Raw genomic sequence first — 17370 nt, 5'->3', positions numbered from 1 at the left:
CGCGTCGACGGTGCGATCTCGCTGGTTCGACCGTCACCGCGATCAACGAAGACGAGGAGTCGTCGAAACAAAAAACGAGGTCGACCGGGGGTCGTTCGCCAGCGTTACTTGTGACGCTCGAGCAGGTCGTAGCTGCGTTCCCACTCGTAGTCGTCGTCGAAGTATCGCTCGGCCAGCGGCTCGTCGGGCACGTCGCCCAGCTTCTGTTTCTCCTCCTGGTAGGACGGGCGGTCCTCGTTGACGTAGTAGCGTCCGGTGAGGACAGTTCCCTCGTAGAGGGCGCTCTCGGTCTCGAACATCATCTCGGCGGCCTCGCGACGGTCGTGGACGTCGAAGTCGTAGTCCTCGGACTCCTGGACGTCGACGTACGGGACGTACTGGCGTGCGTCCTTGTTCCAGGTCGGACACTGCGTGAGGAAGTCCACGTGGGCGAAGCCGTCGTGTTCGATGGCCTCCTTGATGATCTCTTTGGCCTGGTTCGGGTTGACGGCAGCGGTGCGTGCAACGTACGTCGCGCCGGCGTTCAGCGACGTCGACAGGGGCCGAAGCGGCGACTTGGCGCTCCCGTGTGGCTGGGTCTTGGACTTGTGACCTTTCGGCGAGGTGGGCGAGGTCTGGCCTTTCGTCAGGCCGAAGACCTCGTTGTTGAACACGATGTAGGTCATGTCGTGGTTCTCCCGCGCCGTGTGGATGAAGTGGTTCCCACCGATACCGTAGCCGTCGCCGTCGCCACCCGCGGCGATCACTTCGAGGCCGTCGTTGGCGAGTTTGGCGGCGCGAGCGACGGGCAGTGACCGGCCGTGGATGGTGTGGAAGCCGTACGTGTCGAGGTAGCTGTTCAGCTTGCCCGAACAGCCGATTCCGGTCACCGTCAGCACTTCGTCGGGCGTCAGGCCGAGTTCGGGAAGCGCCTGTTTCAGCGCCTTGAGGACGCCGAAGTCACCGCAGCCCGGACACCAGGTCGGCTGCGGCTCGACCCCGGGCGTGAACTCGTCGCGGTCGATCTCGCGGTCTTCTCCGATTGCGTTGAATGCACTCATGAGTTAGTCACCTGCGGCAGGTTCGATGCGTACCTGTGCGGTCGGTTCCTCGTCCGCCCCGTCGACGTTGAGTTCGTAGCCCTCGACGATTTCGGCGGGTTCGAACGGCTCGCCGTTGTACTTCAGCAGGCTGCTCAGCTTCTCGCCGTACCGGCCGAGTTCTTTCTGCATCAGCCCACGGAACTGGGCCGTCGCGTTCATCTCGACGATCATCGCCTCGTCGACGCTTTCGAGGAACTCCGTCATCTCCGCTTCGGGGAACGGCATCATGTCGGAGACGCCGACGCCCTTTACCGAGTGTCCTTGCTCGTTCAGACGGGCGACAGCTTCCTCGACGGCACCCTGCGAGGAGCCCCACGTGACGATACCGAAGTCGGCCGTCTCGTCGCCGAAGTACGTCTGCTGGGAGTCGTGTTCCTCGTCGAGTTCCTCGCGGATCGCCTCGAGTTTCTCGAGGCGACGTTCCATCTGGTAGACGCGGTTGTCCGGGTCCTCGCTGATGTGTCCGACGGGACTGTGTTCGTTACCCGTCGCGAGGTAGCGCCCGTCTTTCTGACCGGGCAACGAGCGCGGACTGACGCCGTCCTCGACGTCGTGCTGGAACCGCTGGAACTTGCCGGAGGCGTCGTGTGCCGCCTCGCGGAGTTCCTCCTCGGTGAGCGTCGAGCCGAGTGTCGGCTCGGGTTCGCGGTCGAAGAAGCTCACGTCGACGTTCGTGTTCTCGCCGCTGAGCTTCTGGTCGTAGATGACGATCACCGGGATCTGGTACTCGTAGGCGACGTGGAAGGCCATCCGCGTCTGGTCGTACGCCTCCGCGACGTTGCCGGGTGCGAAGACGACTCGCGAGGAGTCGCCCTGGCTCGTATAGAGGACGTGTTCCAGGTCGCCCTGCTCCGGCTTCGTCGGCATCCCCGTCGAGGGACCCGCTCGCATCGCCTCGACCAGGACGAGCGGCGTCTCGGTCATCTCCGCGAGACCGAGGGGTTCGCTCATCAGCGCGAAGCCACCGCCGGACGACCCGGACATGGCCTTCGCGCCGGCGTGGCTCGCACCGAGTGCGAGCGCCGCGGCAGCGATCTCGTCTTCGACCTGCTCGGCGATGCCGCCCATGTCGGGGAAGTTCTGCGAGAGGATGGTGAAGACGTCCGTCCACGGCGTCATCGGGTAGCCGGCGATGAACCGACAGCCAGCGTCGATGGCACCGTAGGCGATCGCGTTCGATCCCGACAACAGCGCCTGCTCTCGCTCGTGCTCGCCCGAGGGCGCGCGCAGGTCGTGCGTGAAGTCGTACTCGTCGCGAACCGTCTCGTAGGCCTCGTGGAGGATCTCGAGGTTGGCCTCGAGGACCTCGCCACCCATGGCGTCTTCCATCAGGTCCTCGATGTGCTCTAGGTCCATCTCGAGCAACGCCGCCGTCGCTCCGACGCCGGCGGTGTTGCGCATGACCTCGCGGCCGTGCTCTCTCGCGAGCGAGCGCAGGTCGAGCGGATAGACGTGCCAGTCGTTCTCCTCGGCACGCTTCTCGAGGTCGAGTTCTGCGACGTCCTCTTCGCTCAACAGCCCCTCGTCGTAGACGATGACGCCGCCCTCGCGCATGTCGTCTAAGTTCTCCGAGAGGGGCTTGATCTCCTCGTTGCCGTAGAAGGCCTCCTCCTGTGGGTTGCGGGCGAAGGAGTCGCCCAGCGCGAGGAGGAAGTTGTAGCCGTCTCCCCGTGACTGTACCTCGTGGTCTGCTGCGCGGATCTCGACGTACGTGTGGCCACCGCGAATCCGTGACGGATAGTGTCGGTGGGTAAAGACGTCCAGACCCGAGCGCATCAGCGCTTTCGCGAAGTTCTGGCTCGTCGAGTCGATTCCGTCTCCGGAACCACCTGCGATTCGCCAGATGAGTTCATCGTCGCTCATAGGTAAGGTTGTGGCCCTGTGGGCCAGCGGTATGCGGAATTTTGCTCTACCGAACCTAAAGCCTTTGCTATACATTACCAAGGATCTTTCGTGAAGAATGGACGTCCTTGTGCTATTGACCGTTTTTGATAATGTGAATATACACGGATCTCGTTCAAAATAAGACACTATCGGCTGAACGAGAGTCGAGCGGTCCGCTTCGAACGGAAGAATATCTGGTTTCGATCGGCGACGCTACTCGTTTCGCGGATTACTCGGGTGGTAGTCCGTATCGTACTTCCCCGGCGTTCCGTCGACGCGGTCCGGGTTGATGCGACCCGAAAGCAGCATGAAGTCGACGAGCGTCAGCGCGAGCATCGCCTCGACGACCGGTACGCCACGGGGCGGCAACACGGGGTCGTGGCGACCGATCACTTTCTCTTCTTTGACCTCGCCGGTCTCCCAGTCGACCGTCTGCTGACTCTTCGGGATCGACGTTGGCGCGTGGAGCGTGACCTCGCCGTAGATCGGTTCGCCACTCGAGATCCCACCCTGGATGCCGCCGTGGTCGTTCTCGATGGGTTTCGGGTCGCCTCCGGGGCCGAACTCCCAGTCGTCGTTTCGCTCCTTGCCCGTGTACTCGCGGGCCTCCCGTCCCAGTCCGAACTCGAAGGCCGTCGCGGCCGGAATCGCCATCATCGCCTGGCCAAGCCGCGCCGACAGCGAGTCGAACCGCGGCGCGCCGAGTCCGACCGGAACGCCCCGCGCCTCGAAGTAGATGCTGCCGCCGATCGAGTCTCCTTCCTGCTGGTACTCCTCGATCAGTTCCTGCATCTTCTCGGCCGTCTCGGGGTGTGCACACCGGACGTCGTTCTCCTCGCTGTGTTCGACGAGCTCCTCGAAGCTCACGTCGGGCGCTTCGACCTCGCCGATCTGGTTGACGTGTGCCTTGAGTTCGATCCCCTCGAGTGCGAGCAGTTTCTTCGCGATCGCGCCTGCGGCGACCCAGTTGACCGTCTCGCGGGCCGACGAGCGGCCGCCGCCGCCCCAGTTTCGCGTCCCGAACTTCGCGGAGTAGGTGAAGTCGCCGTGGCTCGGCCGCGGTGCGGTGATGAAGGGTTCGTACTTGCCCGAGCGAGCGTCTTTGTTCTGGATCACCAGGCCGATCGGCGTCCCGGTCGTGTAGCCGTCCTGGATGCCGGATTTGATCGAGACCGCGTCGGGCTCGCCTCGACTCGTGGTGATCATCGACTGACCGGGTTTGCGCCGGTCGAGGTCCTCCTGGATGTCCTCCTCTGTGAGTTCGAGGCCGGCGGGACAGCCCGACACCGTACAGCCCATCGCCTCCCCGTGGCTCTCGCCGAACGTGGTCACCTGGAAGAGGCGACCGAAGCGGTTGCCGTTCATTACGGAGTCCTCGGAGGCGGGGACACTTAGCGGTGAAGGATTGGTGCAAGAACGAGTCGTGCCCGCGTTTATATACGAGGGCGAGGCCAGCGTCGGTGTGCGCTGACCGTCGCCGTGGCGAGTCGAGCGGAGCGCGACGCAACTCGTCACGGAGCACGTGCGTCGCCAGTTCGCCCACGAGCCGAGAGCGACCGCCGCCTGTAACTCAGTCTGCGAGGTCGTCGAGTCGGACCGCAGCCAGGGGAACCAGCATCTCCTCGGGCGTCAGTTCGCCGTGCATCCCGACCAGTTCGCTGTCCCCCGATCGCCAGCAGAGACCCCGAGTTCGGTGGATGACGATCAGATCGCCACAGCGGCGTTCGAACAGCTCCGACGGATTGCCGGTACCGAACAGTCCCCGTTCGAGTGCCTCGCTGCGAGTGAAGGTCCGCACGTCGTCGCCGACGGCCGACTCGACGATCGTCCGTGCCTCCTCGAGTCGATCGGGTCGCACGTGGAGGTGGACGTTCCGCGGACTTCCGGTCGGACGTCGCGGCTCGCCGTCGTCGTCGCGCCGGAAGGTCTCCCGGAGCGTCGGCCAGTCGTCCCACGCGGTCACGTCGACGTTCTCGGCGGGAACGGTGTCGACGATTCCGTGGTCGGCCGTCAGGACGAACAGAGTCCGTTCGGCCACCGCCGGATCGAGCCGCTCGAGCAGTTCTCGCCGGAGACACGCCGTTATCGACGCGAGGTTCGCCCGATACCGTTCGGTCGTCGTCCCCTCGACGTGTGCGATCTCGTCGAGCGTGGGTGCGTACGCGTTGACGTACGTCGGCCCCGACGCGTCCTCGAGCGTCCGTCGGATCGCCAGCGCGAGATCCGCCGCGGTCTCGTAGCCCGTTCGCTCGGCACCCGCCGTCACGGCCTGCGTGTAGCCCGAGTCGGCGTACGCGGCAGGCTGAATCACCTGTACGTCGATTCCCGCCGCTGTCGCCCGTTCGTACAGCGACTCGCCCGCAAACAGGTCGCGCGCGTCGGCGTTCGGGGCGACCTCCCCGAGCGGTTCGCCGGAGAGCGCGAGAAACGGCAGCGTCACGACGTCACGGCCGGCCGACTCGAGGTACTGGTACCAGCCGAGTAGCCCGTGTTCGACCGGCTCGAGTCCGGTGTGGAGCGTCGTGATCGCCGCCGCCGTCTCGGAGGGGTAGATCGAGGTCAACGGCGTCACCGTTCCGCGGTCGGCCAGCCGCGACAGCAGGTCGTCGTCTCGCCACGCTCGATTCCAGCACTCGTATCCGAACCCGTCGAGCAACAGGAGGACCACGTGTTCGACGTCGGTCGCGACCTCGTCGAGGACGCTGTCGGGAAGCAGGCGATCGAACGACTCGTCGAGTAGCGAGAATGTCGTCTCGGGGACGTTCGCGAAGCAGTAGTCGTCGTACGCCGGAAACAGGTACGCGCCCTCGAGTCGCTCCTCGCGCAGTCGACGTTCGACGCCCTGCCGTGACACGCCCTCGTCTACGCGGCCCCGGCACTAAACGAGCGGTGGTCGAACTCGAGCGACGAGTCGTTCACTCGTGGCGCTCGAGTTTCGCCCCGAGTTCGTACAGCACCTCGAAGAAGTCGGGGAACGAGACGTCGACGTGCTCGGCGCCGGTGATCGTCGTCTCGCCGTCTGCGACGAGGGCGGCGATGGCGAGCGACATGATGACCCGGTGGTCGTCGCGGCCGTCGACGGTGGCTCCCTCGAGCGTCGACTCGTCGCCGTGGATCGTCAGCGCGTCGTCCGCCTCGGTCGTCGAGACGCCCATCGTCTCGAGTTCCTCGGCCATCGCGCTCACGCGGTCGGTCTCCTTGTAGCGGACGTGTTCGGCGTTCGTAATCCGCGTGTCGCCGTCGGCGACCGCCCCGAGGACGGCGATCGTCGGCAGCAGGTCGGGCGTGTCCTCGACCGACACCTCGATCCCCTCGAGGTCCGACGAAGCGACCTCGAGGATGCCGTCCTCGCGGTGCCAGTCGATCTCGGCACCCATTCGCTCTAAGATGTCGACGATCGCGGTGTCGCCCTGTGCGCTCGGGTAGGCACCGCGCACGCGGACGGCGTCGTCGCCGGCGACGGCCCCGGCCGCTGCCAGGTACGAGATCGACGAGAAGTCTCCGGGGACGTGGTACTCGCCGTCGGTTGCCTCGTAGAACTGGCCGCCGTCGACGGCGAATCCGTCGTCGGTGTGGCGGGCGTCGATTCCGAACGCCTCGAGGACCTCGATCGTCACGTCGACGTAGGGGGCCGACTTGAGTTCCGTCTCGAGATCGACCTCGATCCCCTCGTCGGTGGTCGCGCCGGCCATCAGCAGCGCGGAGATGTACTGCGAGGAGACGTCCCCGGGGATCGAGACCTCGCCGCCTTCGATCGGTCCGGTGACGACGAGCGGTGCCTGCCCGTTCTCTCGCGTGCTATCGGCCTCGCCGCCGAGGTCGGCGATCGCCTCGAGGAGCGGCCCCTGTGGTCGCGACCGGAGCGAGGCGTCGCCGGTGAGGACGGTCGTCCCATCGGCGAGGGCCGCCGCCGCAGTAACGAGTCGCATCGTCGTCCCGCTGTTGTCGCAGTCGATCACGTCCGGCGGGACCGCGGGGCGGCCACCGAACCCGTCGACCTCGAGGTGGCCGGTCTCTCTGTTGCGGGTGACGTCGCCGCCAAAGAGGTCGACTGCGCGAGCGGTCGCGCGCGTGTCGGCACTCCAGAGCGGGTCGTAGACGAGCGCCCCGTCGGCGTAACCGGCCGCGAGAATCGCCCGGTGGGTGTAGCTCTTCGACGGTGGCGCACGAGCCTCGCCGCGAACGCTCGAGGGTGTGATAGTGACGTCCATGGTCGTCCTGTGGATCGGCCGCTCCTTACCGGTACCGATCCTGCCAGTGTGAGGGGGGTCCCGATCGGTCGTCGCGGCACATCGTCAATGGCAGCCGATCGACGACGCGATCTCGAGGAGGGGCTCGGGTCTGTCGATGGTAGGACTCGTGACCTCGTAGTTCAGGTCGTCACACGCCCAGAAGATACTCTCGAGTTTGCCGTCCCGATGGTAGGCCGTGTGGCCGTCGAACTCGATCTCCTCGAGGACGCTCGGTTTGAACCGCTGTGTCTCCCGGACGGCGACGTAGAGCTCCCGTGCGTTTACGTCCGGGTCGGTGTACCACAGCGTCGTGGTCGTACCTGACTCCGAGGACCGCTCTACGACCGTTACCCGGTCGAGTTCGTACGCGTCGGGGACGTCCGGATCCGGCAGGTCGTAGGGAACGACGGTCGCCGCAGCCTTTCGCGTCTCGAAGACGCCGTCGGGCTGGACCCCCTCCGTGTTGACCTCGGCGTCGGCCGGCGGCTGGTACGTGAACGTCGCTGGACCGAGCCACTCGTCGATCGACAGGTCCTCGTACGTGACCGACAGCCGGTGAAGCACCTCGTCGCCGTCGCGGACGACGTGGCGTTCCCTGATCGGGTACCGGTACTCGTCGTCGATCCAGACGGTCCGGGAGACGGAAAGCGCTTCGAGGTCGTCCGTCGGATCGAGCGGGATCACGTACACTGTATCCCCGACGAGGAGGTCGATCGCCGGCCCGGTCTCGTCGGCCGGCGGTCGCGTCTCGATGACGTGTGCCTCGCGGCCGTCGACGGTCGCCGTACCGCCGTACTCGAGTCGGTAGTCCGCGAGGAGGTTCTCGAGGACGAGCCGCGTCCGGTCGGTGTCGACCTTGTTCGGGTGATACTGTTTGTCGACGACGTTCGTCTCCGGATCGTACTCCCACGTCACGGTTCGGTTGGTGACCGTAACCGACCCCACCGGCTCGTCTGGGTCGGTCGACTCGAGCACCTCGATGCGCTGGCTGGCCGGGGGCCGTCGGAAGACGCGCTCCGTTCGGTCGACGGCCTCAGTCGGCGTCTCGATCGCCACGGTTCGGCGGGCCGTGAGGTCGGTCATCCGACGGCGCGTCTCGATCGCGTCACGGACGAGTCCCTCGCCTGTGGGCTCGTCGGCGTCACTCGCGGAATAGCTGACACAGCCGGCGAGCGCGGCTACCGCACCCGCCGCCAGAAGCCGTCGCCGATGCATACAAGGACTGAAAGTCACGTCGAGTGATAACAGTGTAGGGTTCACGTCGAGGGTGTCCGAACCGGTACGGCAGACCATATGGCCGACTCCCGCGGGGTTATGTAGCCGCCGGTCACAGTTCCGTGCATGAACGTGGACGGAGACTTCTCTCCCCTACACGAGTATCTCGAGTCCGAAGACGTAGACGGCTACCTGATCGACGACGACGCGTCCGATCCGGACCAGCGGTACGTCTCCGGGTTCGACGCGCCCGACGCCTACCAGACGCTGGTGACGAGCGACGGCGTCACCCTCCTCGTGTCGGGACTCGAGTACGGTCGCGCCGTCAAGGAGGCCGGTGCGGACACCGTCACTCGGCTCTCGGAGTACGATCACAGGTCGCTACTCGAGGAGTACGGGCCGTACGAGGGTCGGATTCGAACGATCGCGGCGTTCCTCGAGGACGAGGGCGTCGAGTCGGTCGCCGTGCCGGCGGGATTCCCGACGGGGACGGCCGACGGGCTGCGAAACCAGGGCGTTTCGGTGACCGTCGAACCCGAGGGGATCGTCGAGGACGTTCGCGCGACGAAGACGGAGTGGGAGATCGAACGCGTTCGCGCGACCCAGCGGGCGAACGAGGCCTCGATGGCGAGCGCCGAGGAGCTGCTCGCAAGCGCCGAGGTCGACGACGGCGTCCTGTACCACGAGGGCGAACCGCTCACGAGCGAGCGCGTCAAGCGGGAGATCGAGATCACGCTCCTGGGCCACGGCTGTTCGCTTGACGACACCATCGTCGCCTGCGGGGCGGACGGCGCAGATCCCCACGATCGGGGCAGCGGCCCGCTCGAGGCGGGCGAACTCGTCGTGATCGACATCTTCCCGCGGGACAAGGAGACGAAGTACTTCGCCGACATGACCCGGACGTTCGTCCGGGGGGATCCCAGCGAGGAGATGCGCCGCCGGTACGACGTGACCCGCGAGGCCTACGAGGCCGCACTCGAGGCGATCGAGCCGGGCGTGACGGGTGCCGACGTCCACGACGCGGCGTGTGACGTGATCGAGGCAGCGGGATACGACACCCTCCGGAGCGACCCGTCGGCGGAGACGGGCTTCATCCACAGCACGGGCCACGGCGTCGGACTGGCGATCCACGAGCAGCCGAGCCTCTCTCCGTCGGGTGGCGAACTCGAGGCGGGCCACGTCGTCACGGTCGAGCCAGGACTGTACGATCCGGAAGTCGGCGGCGTCCGGATCGAGGACCTCGTCGTCGTGACCGAGGACGGCTACGAGAACCTCACCGAGTATCCGGTATCGATCGAGCCGGAGCCGACGGCGGGCCGCTAGCGAACCGGGATCCGTTCGCCCTCTCGTCCTCGTCGTCCGTTCTGCTGCGTGCGCGCCCGTTCCACGAGGCGGTCGATCCGCTCGTCGGTGGAGGGGTGCGTCGAGAGGAGCCGTCGCCACAGCCGTTCGTCTTCGGTCTCGGTCTCGTCGGTGTGGACGTACAGTGGCGAGAGCAGCCCCCAGTCGGGGTCGGCAGCGCGCTGGATCTTCCGGAGCGCGCGTGCCAGCGCGAGCGGCCGCCCGGTGACGGTCACAGCGCGATCGTCGGCGGCGTACTCGCGGCGCCGCGACCGGGCGAGGACGACGACGGTGAACGCGAGCGAGACCAGCAACACCGCCTGTTCTGCCCGCCGGAGCAGCCGTCCGAGGAGCGTGTTCGTCCACGACGACGGCCGCCCGCGCATCCACGCGATCGCGCGAGCGAACCCGCCGATCACCAGTACGACCGGGAACGACGCCAGGAGCGCGAACCCGACGAGCGTCCGGAACGCGGTGTAGGCGAGCGTCTGGACGAACGCGTCGTACCCCTCGAGGTGGGCGAGTTCGTGGGCGACGATCGCCTCGAGTTCGTCGACGGTCAGCAGCCCGAACAGCGAGCGGTCGAGTACGACGACGCCCGAGCGCGGACTCCCCAGCGCGAACGCGTTCGGCGTCGGGAGTCGCGCGACGAGTATCTGGGGATCGCCGGCGTCCATTCGGTCGACGAGGCGATCGAACCGCCGGTAGAATCCAGGGGCGCGCGACCGGGGGAGTTCGACCGCCTCGAGTCCCGAGAGCAACTGCGCCGTCCCGAACCGGTAGCTGAGGTAGCCGACGACGAGTGTGCCGACCGCCACGACGAGGAGGGTCGTCTCCAGCCCCGGCGTGGCACTCCAGAGCGCGACGAGCGCGCGATAGCTGAGATACGCCAGGCTCGCGTAGAAGACGAGCAGCGACGCACCGACGAGGACCATGAGCGGATGCGTACCCTGTCGACGCGTTCCCATCGTATCGAATTCTACGTCGCGTCGTCGGAAACGCGTGTCGGCCGCGGCGTTCCGGGTGGTGCCGTGGCTCAGGTGTGTGCGACGACCGGCCAGCGACTCCCGCCAATCGAACTCCTTTTGGAACGCCACGGGGTACGGTTTTCCGATGGAGGTACTGATCGTCGGCGCGGGTGCGATGGGGCGGTGGTTCGCGAGCGCGGTGGACGCGACGATCGCGTTCACCGACGTCGACGACGAGGCTGCGGCGACCGCTGCGGCGGCGGTCGACGGCGACGCCGTCCCCCTCGAGGGAGACGACCGCTTCGACGTGGTCTGTCTCGCCGTCCCGATGGGCCACGTCGAGGCGGCGATCGAGAACCACGCGCCGCGGGCGAGCGAGGCACTACTCGACGTTTCGGGCGTGATGGAACCCGCGCTCGAGGCGATGGCGACGCACGCGCCGGATCTCGAGCGCGTCAGTCTCCACCCGCTTTTCGCTCCCGAGCGCGCACCCGGATCGATCGCCGTGGTCCGCGACGAAGGAGGACCGGCCACGGATGCGCTGCTCGCGGACCTCGAGACACGCGGCAACGACCTGGTCGAAACGACCGCGGCGGAACACGACGCGGCGATGGAATCCGTGCAGGCGGCCGCCCACACAGCCGTCCTCTCGTTCGCCCTCGCCGCCGACGCCGTTCCGTCGGCGTTCGAGACGCCGATCTACGAGGGGCTCCGGGAACTCACCGAACAGGTGACAGAGGGAACTCCACGCGTCTACGCCGACATCCAGGCGACGTTCGACGGTGCCGATGCGGTCGCCGAGGCAGCCGCCAGGATCGCCGACGCCGACGACGAGGCGTTCGAGTCGCTGTACCGCGAGGCCGCGAGTCGCTGGCATCCCGACGGACCGACCGCCGAGACCGACCCCGGAGGTGACCAGGAGTGACCGATCGACGCGAGGCCGTCCGTTCGAACGCGAAGTACCTGCGAAACGTCAGACCGATCGATCCGACGGAAATCTCCGAGTACGTCGCGGGCCAGCCCCACCCCGCGGTCGTCCGACAGCTCCTCCGCGAGGAAGCGCCCGACCTGGGACTGATCGAACGCGACGACGGCACGTTCGTTCCCGTCGACGACGAGCCCGTCTCGCCACGTCGCGAGCCAGTCCGGCGGTTTCCCGAGTCGTACGCGACCGCCCTCGAGGACCTGCTCGCGGATCGCTACGGGCCGACCTGGTACGACGGCGCGTCGGGCGACCTGCTTCGGTCGACGATCCGGCGGTTCAAGGCTCGCTACCTCGAGGGGCGCCCGGTCGAGTACGACGACGACGTCGCCGCCGGCTACGCGATCTATCACCTGCCGGGCTACTACGCCGCCGTCCAGTACGCGCTCGACGACCTCGCCGAACGCGGCCTGCTCGGGCGCGACCTGCGCGTGCTCGACGTCGGTGCCGGCGTCGGCGGCCCCGCGCTCGGCCTCTGTGACTACCTCCCCGAGGACTCGCTCGTGGAGTACCACGCCGTCGAACCGAGCGCCGCCGCGGACGTCCTCGAGGAGGTGCTCGCGGAGACGGGGCCGAACGTCCACGCGACGATCCACCGGACCACCGCCGAGGCGTTCGACCCCGACGGCGAGTACGACCTCGTCCTCGCGTGTAACGTCCTCAGCGAACTCGACGACCCCGAGCGCGTTCTCCGGTCGTCTCTCGAGGTGCTCGCCGCCGACGGCTCGCTGCTGGCGATGGCCCCCGCGGACAAACACACGAGCATCCAGTTGCGCGAACTCGAGCGCGCGGTCGAAGGCGAGTCGGTCGACGCCGCGACGGACGCGGCCGACGCCGACGGTACCGGCGAGGTGACGGTCTACAGTCCCGCAGTTCGGCTCTGGCCCGGCGAGACGCCGTCGGATCGGGGCTGGTCGTTCGACGTCCGACCCGACCTCGCCACGCCCGACTTCCAGCGGCGACTCGACGAGGCCGCGACCGACGACGAGCACAGCCCCGGCGAGTTCGTGAACGTCGACGTCCAGTTTTCCTACTCGATCCTCCGGCTCGACGGCCGCCGCCGGATCGACCTCGACCTCGACGCGAGTCGGTGGGCGAAGATGGCCGACATGGAACAGCACGTCACGAACCGCATCGACCTCGTCGCGGCGAAGCTCAGCCACTCGCTGAGTGGCGACGAACGGTCGGACCGCTCGAGCGACGCGAACCCACTTTTCAAGATCAGCGACGGGAGCGAGCAGGTCGACCACTACGCCGTGGTCACGAACGAGACGGCGCTCAACCGGCCGTTGCTCGAGGCCGACTACGGCGAGGTGTGCTCGTTCGAGTCCGCACTCGCGCTCTGGAACGACGACGAGGGCGCGTACAACCTCGTCGTCGACGAGGAGACGGTCGTCGACCGCCTCGGATAGGTCCGAAAACGGAGCGCTTTTCGTCACTCCCTCGCATTCGAGAGACACGAACACATGAGCGACTCCCTCGAGATCGTGCTCACGAACGACGACGGGATCGACAGCCCCGGCATCCACGCGCTGTACGACGCGCTTACCGAGGTCGCCGACGTGACCGTCGTCGCACCGGCAGACGACCAGAGCGCCGTCGGCCGGTCGATTTCGAGTGAGGTCGACGTCTTCGAACACGACCTGGGCTACGCGCTCGAGGGGACGCCCGCCGACTGCGTCGTCGCTGGCGTGGGCGAACTCGGGCCGAACCCGAGTCCGGACCTCGTCGTCTCTGGCTGTAACCGGGGGGCCAATCTCGGAGAGTACGTCATCGGCCGATCGGGGACGGTCAGCGCGGCCGTCGAAGCGGCGTTCTTCGACGTCCCTGCGATCGCGGCGTCGCTGTACGTCCCCGCGGGCGATGGCTCATACCGCGACGTCGAGATCACGCGTGAGGACTTCGCCGAGGCCGCACGCGCGACCAGGTATCTCGTCGAACGCGCGCCCGACGCCGGCGTCTTCGAACGTGCCTCCGTCCTCAACGTCAACGCGCCCCTCCCCGACGGCGAGCCGGCTCCACTCGAGGTCACTCGCCCCTCGACGCGCTACGAGATGGACGCCTCGCTCGACGGCGACTCCGTCGTCCTCCAGGATCGCATCTGGGAGCGGATGGACGTCGAGTCGCTCCCCGATCCGGACGGCACCGACCGTCGTGCCGTCGTCGAGGGCCGGATCAGCGTCTCTCCGCTCGGCGTCCCGCAGGCGAGTGCCCACCACGACGAACTCGCCACGCTCGCCGATTCGTATGCCGACGCCGTCCCCGAGCCGTGGCGGTGAACCCCGACAGATTTGTACTCGCGGCGTGAACGCTCGGTTATGACGACCGTTCAGATCGAGTACTGCGTCCCGTGTGGCTTCCTGAACCGGGCCGAAGACGTCCAGCACGCGCTGTTGACTAACTTCGGCCAGGAACTCGAGGCCGTCACCCTCCGAACCGGCGACCACGGTGTCTTCACCGTCCACGTCGACGACGAGAAGGTGTTCGATAAAGCCGACGACGAGTTCGACGTAGACGAGATCGTTCGATCCGTTCGCGAACGACTGTGATCGGGCGACGGACTGTCAGAGTGGGCAGTATGATCGGCTTGCGAAGTGCAAGGCTGTCGTTATTCAGCGACGCTGTTCTCTCACTACTGGAGACACAACAGTCGCCGACGACGACACAGAAATATAACGAGCCGAGCATAAAACCAAGGTAAGAGCGCGTCCAATCGGCGATAATCTCAGTGGATGGTGATCGACAAGATGGTATTTAACACGTTATGGGCCCGTCTCTCGTCTCTCTGGCGAGCGGACTCGACAGACGAGGAGTCGTCAGAAACCGAGTCCGACGCGACCGAGGGAGACGAACCGGACCGGGCAGACGGCGACGAGACGTTGAGCTACGCCGAACAGGTCGAGTACAGTTCGGACGAACGAGAACTCTCGGACGAAGACAAGGTCCTCCGCCTCCTCGTCAAACGCGGCGGCCGAGTCGACGAAGCGACGATCGTCGACGAAACGGGCTGGTCGAAAGAGCGCCTCCAGCGCGTCGTCGACGAGATGGAAGCTGACGATCAGATCAGCGCGATCACCGTCGGTCGCAAACGCGTCATCTGCCGTCGCGGCTTCGAGCCCAAGGGCTACCGCTCCCACCTTGGCGAGTGACGAACGCCCACGTACCTCTCGCTCGAGACTGCCCGACGAGCCGACCGTACGCGAGCCGTCGCTCTCGACGGAAGGTCGAACTCGTGTTCGCTGCTCGAGTGTCGGCGTCGTCGATCGGCAGCATACGTGGCGAATGTTACCGCCAGCAGCGAGCAGTCTCGAGCGACCGATTGGTCGCAACAAGCCGTCTGAGCAGGTGACGCGGTCCGTCGTCGCTACTCGCGACGTCACCGATACCGACCGGCCTTTCCACTACCGGATCGACTACGTGGCGCTGGCTACACGTCGACTGTATGAGCGAATCGGAGCTGACCGAACGCTTCCAGGTATCGGCGAACGCGGTGAGCGACACGAAGACGACCGTCGAGACGCGGGGCTTCGAGTTCGTCGTCGACGAACCCGCCCCCCTCGGCGGTACGAACGACGGCCCGAACCCCGTCGAATACTTGCTCGGGGCCTGGGCCGGCTGTCTCAACGTCGTCGCCCACACCGTCGCCGAGGAGTACGCGTTCGAACTCGAGGACGTCCAGGTCGACCTCGCAGGCGAACTGAACCCGGCCAGGTTTCTCGGACTGTCCGACGACCCTCGAGCAGGCTACCAGGAGATCGAGGTGACGATCTCGGTCGACACCGACGCCGACGAGGCCACGCTCGAGGAGTGGGCCGGGGAGGTCGAAGAGCGCTGTCCCGTCGGCGACAACGTCCAGAACGCGACGCCTGCTACTGTCGACGTCGAGACCATCTGAGACGAGACGAGGCGGGTCGTCGCTTCCCGTCAGAGCACGGCTCGGTTGCGACCCGACGTCTCGCGACGGGTCCCGAGTGCCGTCTCCTGCGACTCGAGAACGCAGACGCGGAGCGGCCCACGTCGCGGCGGCCCTGTCACTCGAGTCGCGATTGCTCTTCTGCATTTCCGAAAATTTCCGTCTCGTCGACGGCTCGGAACGAGGGCTCGTCACAGCCACAGGCGTTGTTGGGACTGACCGGTCGAACCGTCCCGTCCTGCCACACCCACACCGTGAAAAACTCACCACAGTTGTCACACACACCGGGGGCTTTCTCTCTGTCTCCGTCTGGTGGTGTCACAGCGTCGAACCGTCGTGACCCCCCACAACGCGCTCCAGCATAAAAGTTCCAGGGGTCGGGTGGTCTGACAGTCGGTCGGTATCGACGCGGACCAGAACGCGGGCGACGACCGGCGACCGCGAGTCACTCGCGAACTGAACGGCGACCCCACGGCCGATCGGCAGACGGCCAGTTCGGGTACTGGACGCTCGGATACCCCGCGTCGAGAGGTTCCGGTCCTCGCGCCCACCTCGAGCGAGGACGTCTCCACCGTCGATCTCGGGGCGGCCGACGGGTTCGGAGACGTTCGAGGCGGCCCGTGCAGGTTCAGTTACCGGACGAGGCGGTGTCTGATTCGGCGATTCGCTCGTCGTACTTCTCGAGTGCGTCGTCGAGTGCGTCACTCGCGTCGATCTCGACTGCGTCCGCGAGCGCGAGGAGTGCAAACAGCACGTCGCCGATCTCGTCCGAACGAATCTCGAGGTCTGTCGGCGACTCGCCGTAGTCGGTCGATTCGGTCGCGTCCTTCGCGACTTCACCGACCTCCGAGACGAGGTCGAGGAGTCGATACGCCGGTGGCGCCTCAAGTTCGTGTTCCCGGACGAATGCGGCTACCTTCCGTTGTTCGTCCATATATATCGACGGATTCGGCTATATATCAGTAAATCTATCTGGTTTCACGATACCGGACTCAGCCGAGTGGACCCTCTCCATCCTCCGATAGCAAACCATTCATTACACGTTTTCCAATAGTCTGAGTCAATGACAGTCACGGAGGACGATCTCACCAATGCGATCATCAAGAGCAATAGAGAGTATCACGAAACCCTGACAGCGGACGAGTCCGGGTCGTGGGAACTGACCATCTGTCCGGAAGCCCACTACAACTACTACGGGACTCGAGGGGTGGCAGACCTGTTCATCGACGAGACGTATTCGGGCGAGTCCTGGATCACGATCTATGAACTCAAATCGGAATCGGCCGTGAGAGGGGCCACCGGCGCGAACGAGATCGTTCGCCAGTTCAACAAGATGCGGCGACACTTCTTCAAAGACGAATCGAACGAACGGGAGTACGTGAAAGACCTCCGCTTCGAACTGTGCTTTACACCGTCTCGATACACCCTCGAGCACGTCTCCGACAACGTCGACATCTACCGGTCCGTCTCGGATCAGGTCCTGACGGACGTGAACTTCGAACGCTGGGGTACCGACGTCACGATGCGCTCTCCCGACGACGTCCGGCCCATTCAGTTCTTCGGGACCGACTGGAGCGAAGCCCGTCCCTTCGAGCATCACGCCGAAATCGCCAACGAGGAGCTCTTCGAGGAGTACGAGAACCTGTTTCGAAAGATCTCGAACAGGTTGTTAGACTGAGCCACGTGCTTCTTCGCCCGTCGTATCAGGCGTGCTGTAGCATGATAGCTTTATACCCTGTGTGATGGTTGGTCC

16 protein-coding genes are annotated in these 17370 nt (G+C 66.0%); 8 read left to right on the top strand and 8 right to left on the bottom strand.

Going from position 1 to position 17370, the window contains the following annotated elements; translation table 11 throughout:
- Positions 1–104 precede the first annotated feature (104 nt).
- The 6 genes from MU558_RS13730 to MU558_RS13705 form a co-directional block, all read right to left on the bottom strand.
- The gene (locus MU558_RS13730) at positions 105–1040 is read right to left on the bottom strand and encodes a thiamine pyrophosphate-dependent enzyme (RefSeq protein WP_246967048.1); all 936 of its coding nucleotides are present in this window, start codon (positions 1038–1040) and stop codon (positions 105–107) included.
- 3 nt (positions 1041–1043) lie between these two features.
- Complete coding sequence (locus MU558_RS13725) at positions 1044–2945, bottom strand: 2-oxoacid:acceptor oxidoreductase subunit alpha (RefSeq protein ID WP_246967046.1); 1902 nt, start codon at positions 2943–2945, stop codon at positions 1044–1046.
- Between the two features lie 234 nt (positions 2946–3179).
- Positions 3180–4331 carry a chorismate synthase gene (aroC, locus tag MU558_RS13720; protein ID WP_246967044.1) on the bottom strand — a complete coding sequence of 384 codons (1152 nt, stop codon included), beginning with the start codon at positions 4329–4331 and terminating at the stop codon, positions 3180–3182.
- A 205-nt stretch (positions 4332–4536) separates the two neighbouring features.
- Positions 4537–5820 (bottom strand): alkaline phosphatase family protein, encoded by a 1284-nt coding sequence (locus tag MU558_RS13715; RefSeq protein ID WP_246967042.1) that lies wholly within the window; start codon positions 5818–5820, stop codon positions 4537–4539.
- Between the two features lie 61 nt (positions 5821–5881).
- Entirely contained in the window at positions 5882–7177 is a 1296-nt protein-coding gene (aroA, locus tag MU558_RS13710) for a 3-phosphoshikimate 1-carboxyvinyltransferase (protein ID WP_246967040.1), read from the bottom strand.
- Between the two features lie 84 nt (positions 7178–7261).
- Positions 7262–8413 carry a LolA family protein gene (locus MU558_RS13705; protein ID WP_246967032.1) on the bottom strand — a complete coding sequence of 384 codons (1152 nt, stop codon included), beginning with the start codon at positions 8411–8413 and terminating at the stop codon, positions 7262–7264.
- A 126-nt stretch (positions 8414–8539) separates the two neighbouring features.
- Here MU558_RS13705 and MU558_RS13700 point away from each other — a divergent pair, with 126 nt between their 5' ends.
- On the top strand, positions 8540–9736 hold the full coding sequence (locus MU558_RS13700) for a M24 family metallopeptidase (RefSeq protein WP_246967030.1): 1197 nt from the start codon (positions 8540–8542) through the stop codon (positions 9734–9736).
- Here MU558_RS13700 and MU558_RS13695 read toward each other — a convergent pair.
- The gene (locus MU558_RS13695) at positions 9733–10722 is read right to left on the bottom strand and encodes a M48 family metallopeptidase (RefSeq protein WP_246967028.1); all 990 of its coding nucleotides are present in this window, start codon (positions 10720–10722) and stop codon (positions 9733–9735) included. The genes MU558_RS13700 and MU558_RS13695 overlap by 4 nt on opposite strands.
- Before the next feature lie 145 nt (positions 10723–10867).
- On the opposite strand from MU558_RS13695, the gene MU558_RS13690 reads away from it, so the two are divergent.
- From MU558_RS13690 to MU558_RS13665, 6 genes are all read left to right on the top strand, one after another.
- Complete coding sequence (locus tag MU558_RS13690; protein ID WP_246967026.1) at positions 10868–11647, top strand: prephenate dehydrogenase/arogenate dehydrogenase family protein; 780 nt, start codon at positions 10868–10870, stop codon at positions 11645–11647.
- Positions 11644–13116 carry a small ribosomal subunit Rsm22 family protein gene (locus MU558_RS13685; protein ID WP_246967024.1) on the top strand — a complete coding sequence of 491 codons (1473 nt, stop codon included), beginning with the start codon at positions 11644–11646 and terminating at the stop codon, positions 13114–13116. The genes MU558_RS13690 and MU558_RS13685 overlap by 4 nt, the downstream gene beginning before the upstream one ends.
- 54 nt (positions 13117–13170) lie before the next feature.
- Positions 13171–13983, top strand: a complete 813-nt coding sequence (surE, locus tag MU558_RS13680; RefSeq protein WP_246967022.1) for a 5'/3'-nucleotidase SurE — start codon at positions 13171–13173, stop codon at positions 13981–13983.
- Positions 13984–14022: 39 nt separating this feature from the next.
- The gene (locus MU558_RS13675; protein ID WP_246967020.1) at positions 14023–14253 is read left to right on the top strand and encodes an Rdx family protein; all 231 of its coding nucleotides are present in this window, start codon (positions 14023–14025) and stop codon (positions 14251–14253) included.
- A gap of 198 nt (positions 14254–14451) precedes the next feature.
- Positions 14452–14853 carry a helix-turn-helix transcriptional regulator gene (locus MU558_RS13670; RefSeq protein WP_246967018.1) on the top strand — a complete coding sequence of 134 codons (402 nt, stop codon included), beginning with the start codon at positions 14452–14454 and terminating at the stop codon, positions 14851–14853.
- 293 nt (positions 14854–15146) lie between these two features.
- Positions 15147–15599, top strand: coding sequence for an OsmC family protein (locus MU558_RS13665; RefSeq protein ID WP_246967016.1), 453 nt, complete (start codon positions 15147–15149; stop codon positions 15597–15599).
- 646 nt (positions 15600–16245) lie between these two features.
- On the opposite strand, the gene MU558_RS13655 is transcribed toward MU558_RS13665, so the two are convergent.
- Entirely contained in the window at positions 16246–16551 is a 306-nt protein-coding gene (locus tag MU558_RS13655; RefSeq protein WP_246967012.1) for a MazG nucleotide pyrophosphohydrolase domain-containing protein, read from the bottom strand.
- A 129-nt stretch (positions 16552–16680) separates the two neighbouring features.
- On the opposite strand from MU558_RS13655, the gene MU558_RS13650 reads away from it, so the two are divergent.
- Entirely contained in the window at positions 16681–17295 is a 615-nt protein-coding gene (locus MU558_RS13650) for a hypothetical protein (protein WP_246967010.1), read from the top strand.
- The last annotated feature ends 75 nt before the right edge of the window (positions 17296–17370 follow it).

The sequence above is a fragment of the Natribaculum luteum genome (assembly GCF_023008545.1).
Taxonomy (GTDB): domain Archaea; phylum Halobacteriota; class Halobacteria; order Halobacteriales; family Natrialbaceae; genus Natribaculum; species Natribaculum luteum.
The sequence above is the reverse complement of the archived record's forward strand: the minus strand, read 5'-3'. Positions and strand labels throughout refer to the sequence as shown.

Coding starts and splice junctions, on each gene's coding strand:
- MU558_RS13730 (WP_246967048.1), bottom strand. CDS start 1,040: ATGAGTGCATTCAACGCAATCGGAGAAGACCGCGAGATCGACCGCGAC.
- MU558_RS13725 (WP_246967046.1), bottom strand. CDS start 2,945: ATGAGCGACGATGAACTCATCTGGCGAATCGCAGGTGGTTCCGGAGAC.
- aroC (WP_246967044.1), bottom strand. CDS start 4,331: ATGAACGGCAACCGCTTCGGTCGCCTCTTCCAGGTGACCACGTTCGGC.
- aroA (WP_246967040.1), bottom strand. CDS start 7,177: ATGGACGTCACTATCACACCCTCGAGCGTTCGCGGCGAGGCTCGTGCG.
- MU558_RS13705 (WP_246967032.1), bottom strand. CDS start 8,413: ATGCATCGGCGACGGCTTCTGGCGGCGGGTGCGGTAGCCGCGCTCGCC.
- MU558_RS13700 (WP_246967030.1), top strand. CDS start 8,540: ATGAACGTGGACGGAGACTTCTCTCCCCTACACGAGTATCTCGAGTCC.
- MU558_RS13695 (WP_246967028.1), bottom strand. CDS start 10,722: ATGGGAACGCGTCGACAGGGTACGCATCCGCTCATGGTCCTCGTCGGT.
- MU558_RS13690 (WP_246967026.1), top strand. CDS start 10,868: ATGGAGGTACTGATCGTCGGCGCGGGTGCGATGGGGCGGTGGTTCGCG.
- surE (WP_246967022.1), top strand. CDS start 13,171: ATGAGCGACTCCCTCGAGATCGTGCTCACGAACGACGACGGGATCGAC.
- MU558_RS13675 (WP_246967020.1), top strand. CDS start 14,023: ATGACGACCGTTCAGATCGAGTACTGCGTCCCGTGTGGCTTCCTGAAC.
- MU558_RS13670 (WP_246967018.1), top strand. CDS start 14,452: ATGGTATTTAACACGTTATGGGCCCGTCTCTCGTCTCTCTGGCGAGCG.
- MU558_RS13665 (WP_246967016.1), top strand. CDS start 15,147: ATGAGCGAATCGGAGCTGACCGAACGCTTCCAGGTATCGGCGAACGCG.
- MU558_RS13655 (WP_246967012.1), bottom strand. CDS start 16,551: ATGGACGAACAACGGAAGGTAGCCGCATTCGTCCGGGAACACGAACTT.
- MU558_RS13650 (WP_246967010.1), top strand. CDS start 16,681: ATGACAGTCACGGAGGACGATCTCACCAATGCGATCATCAAGAGCAAT.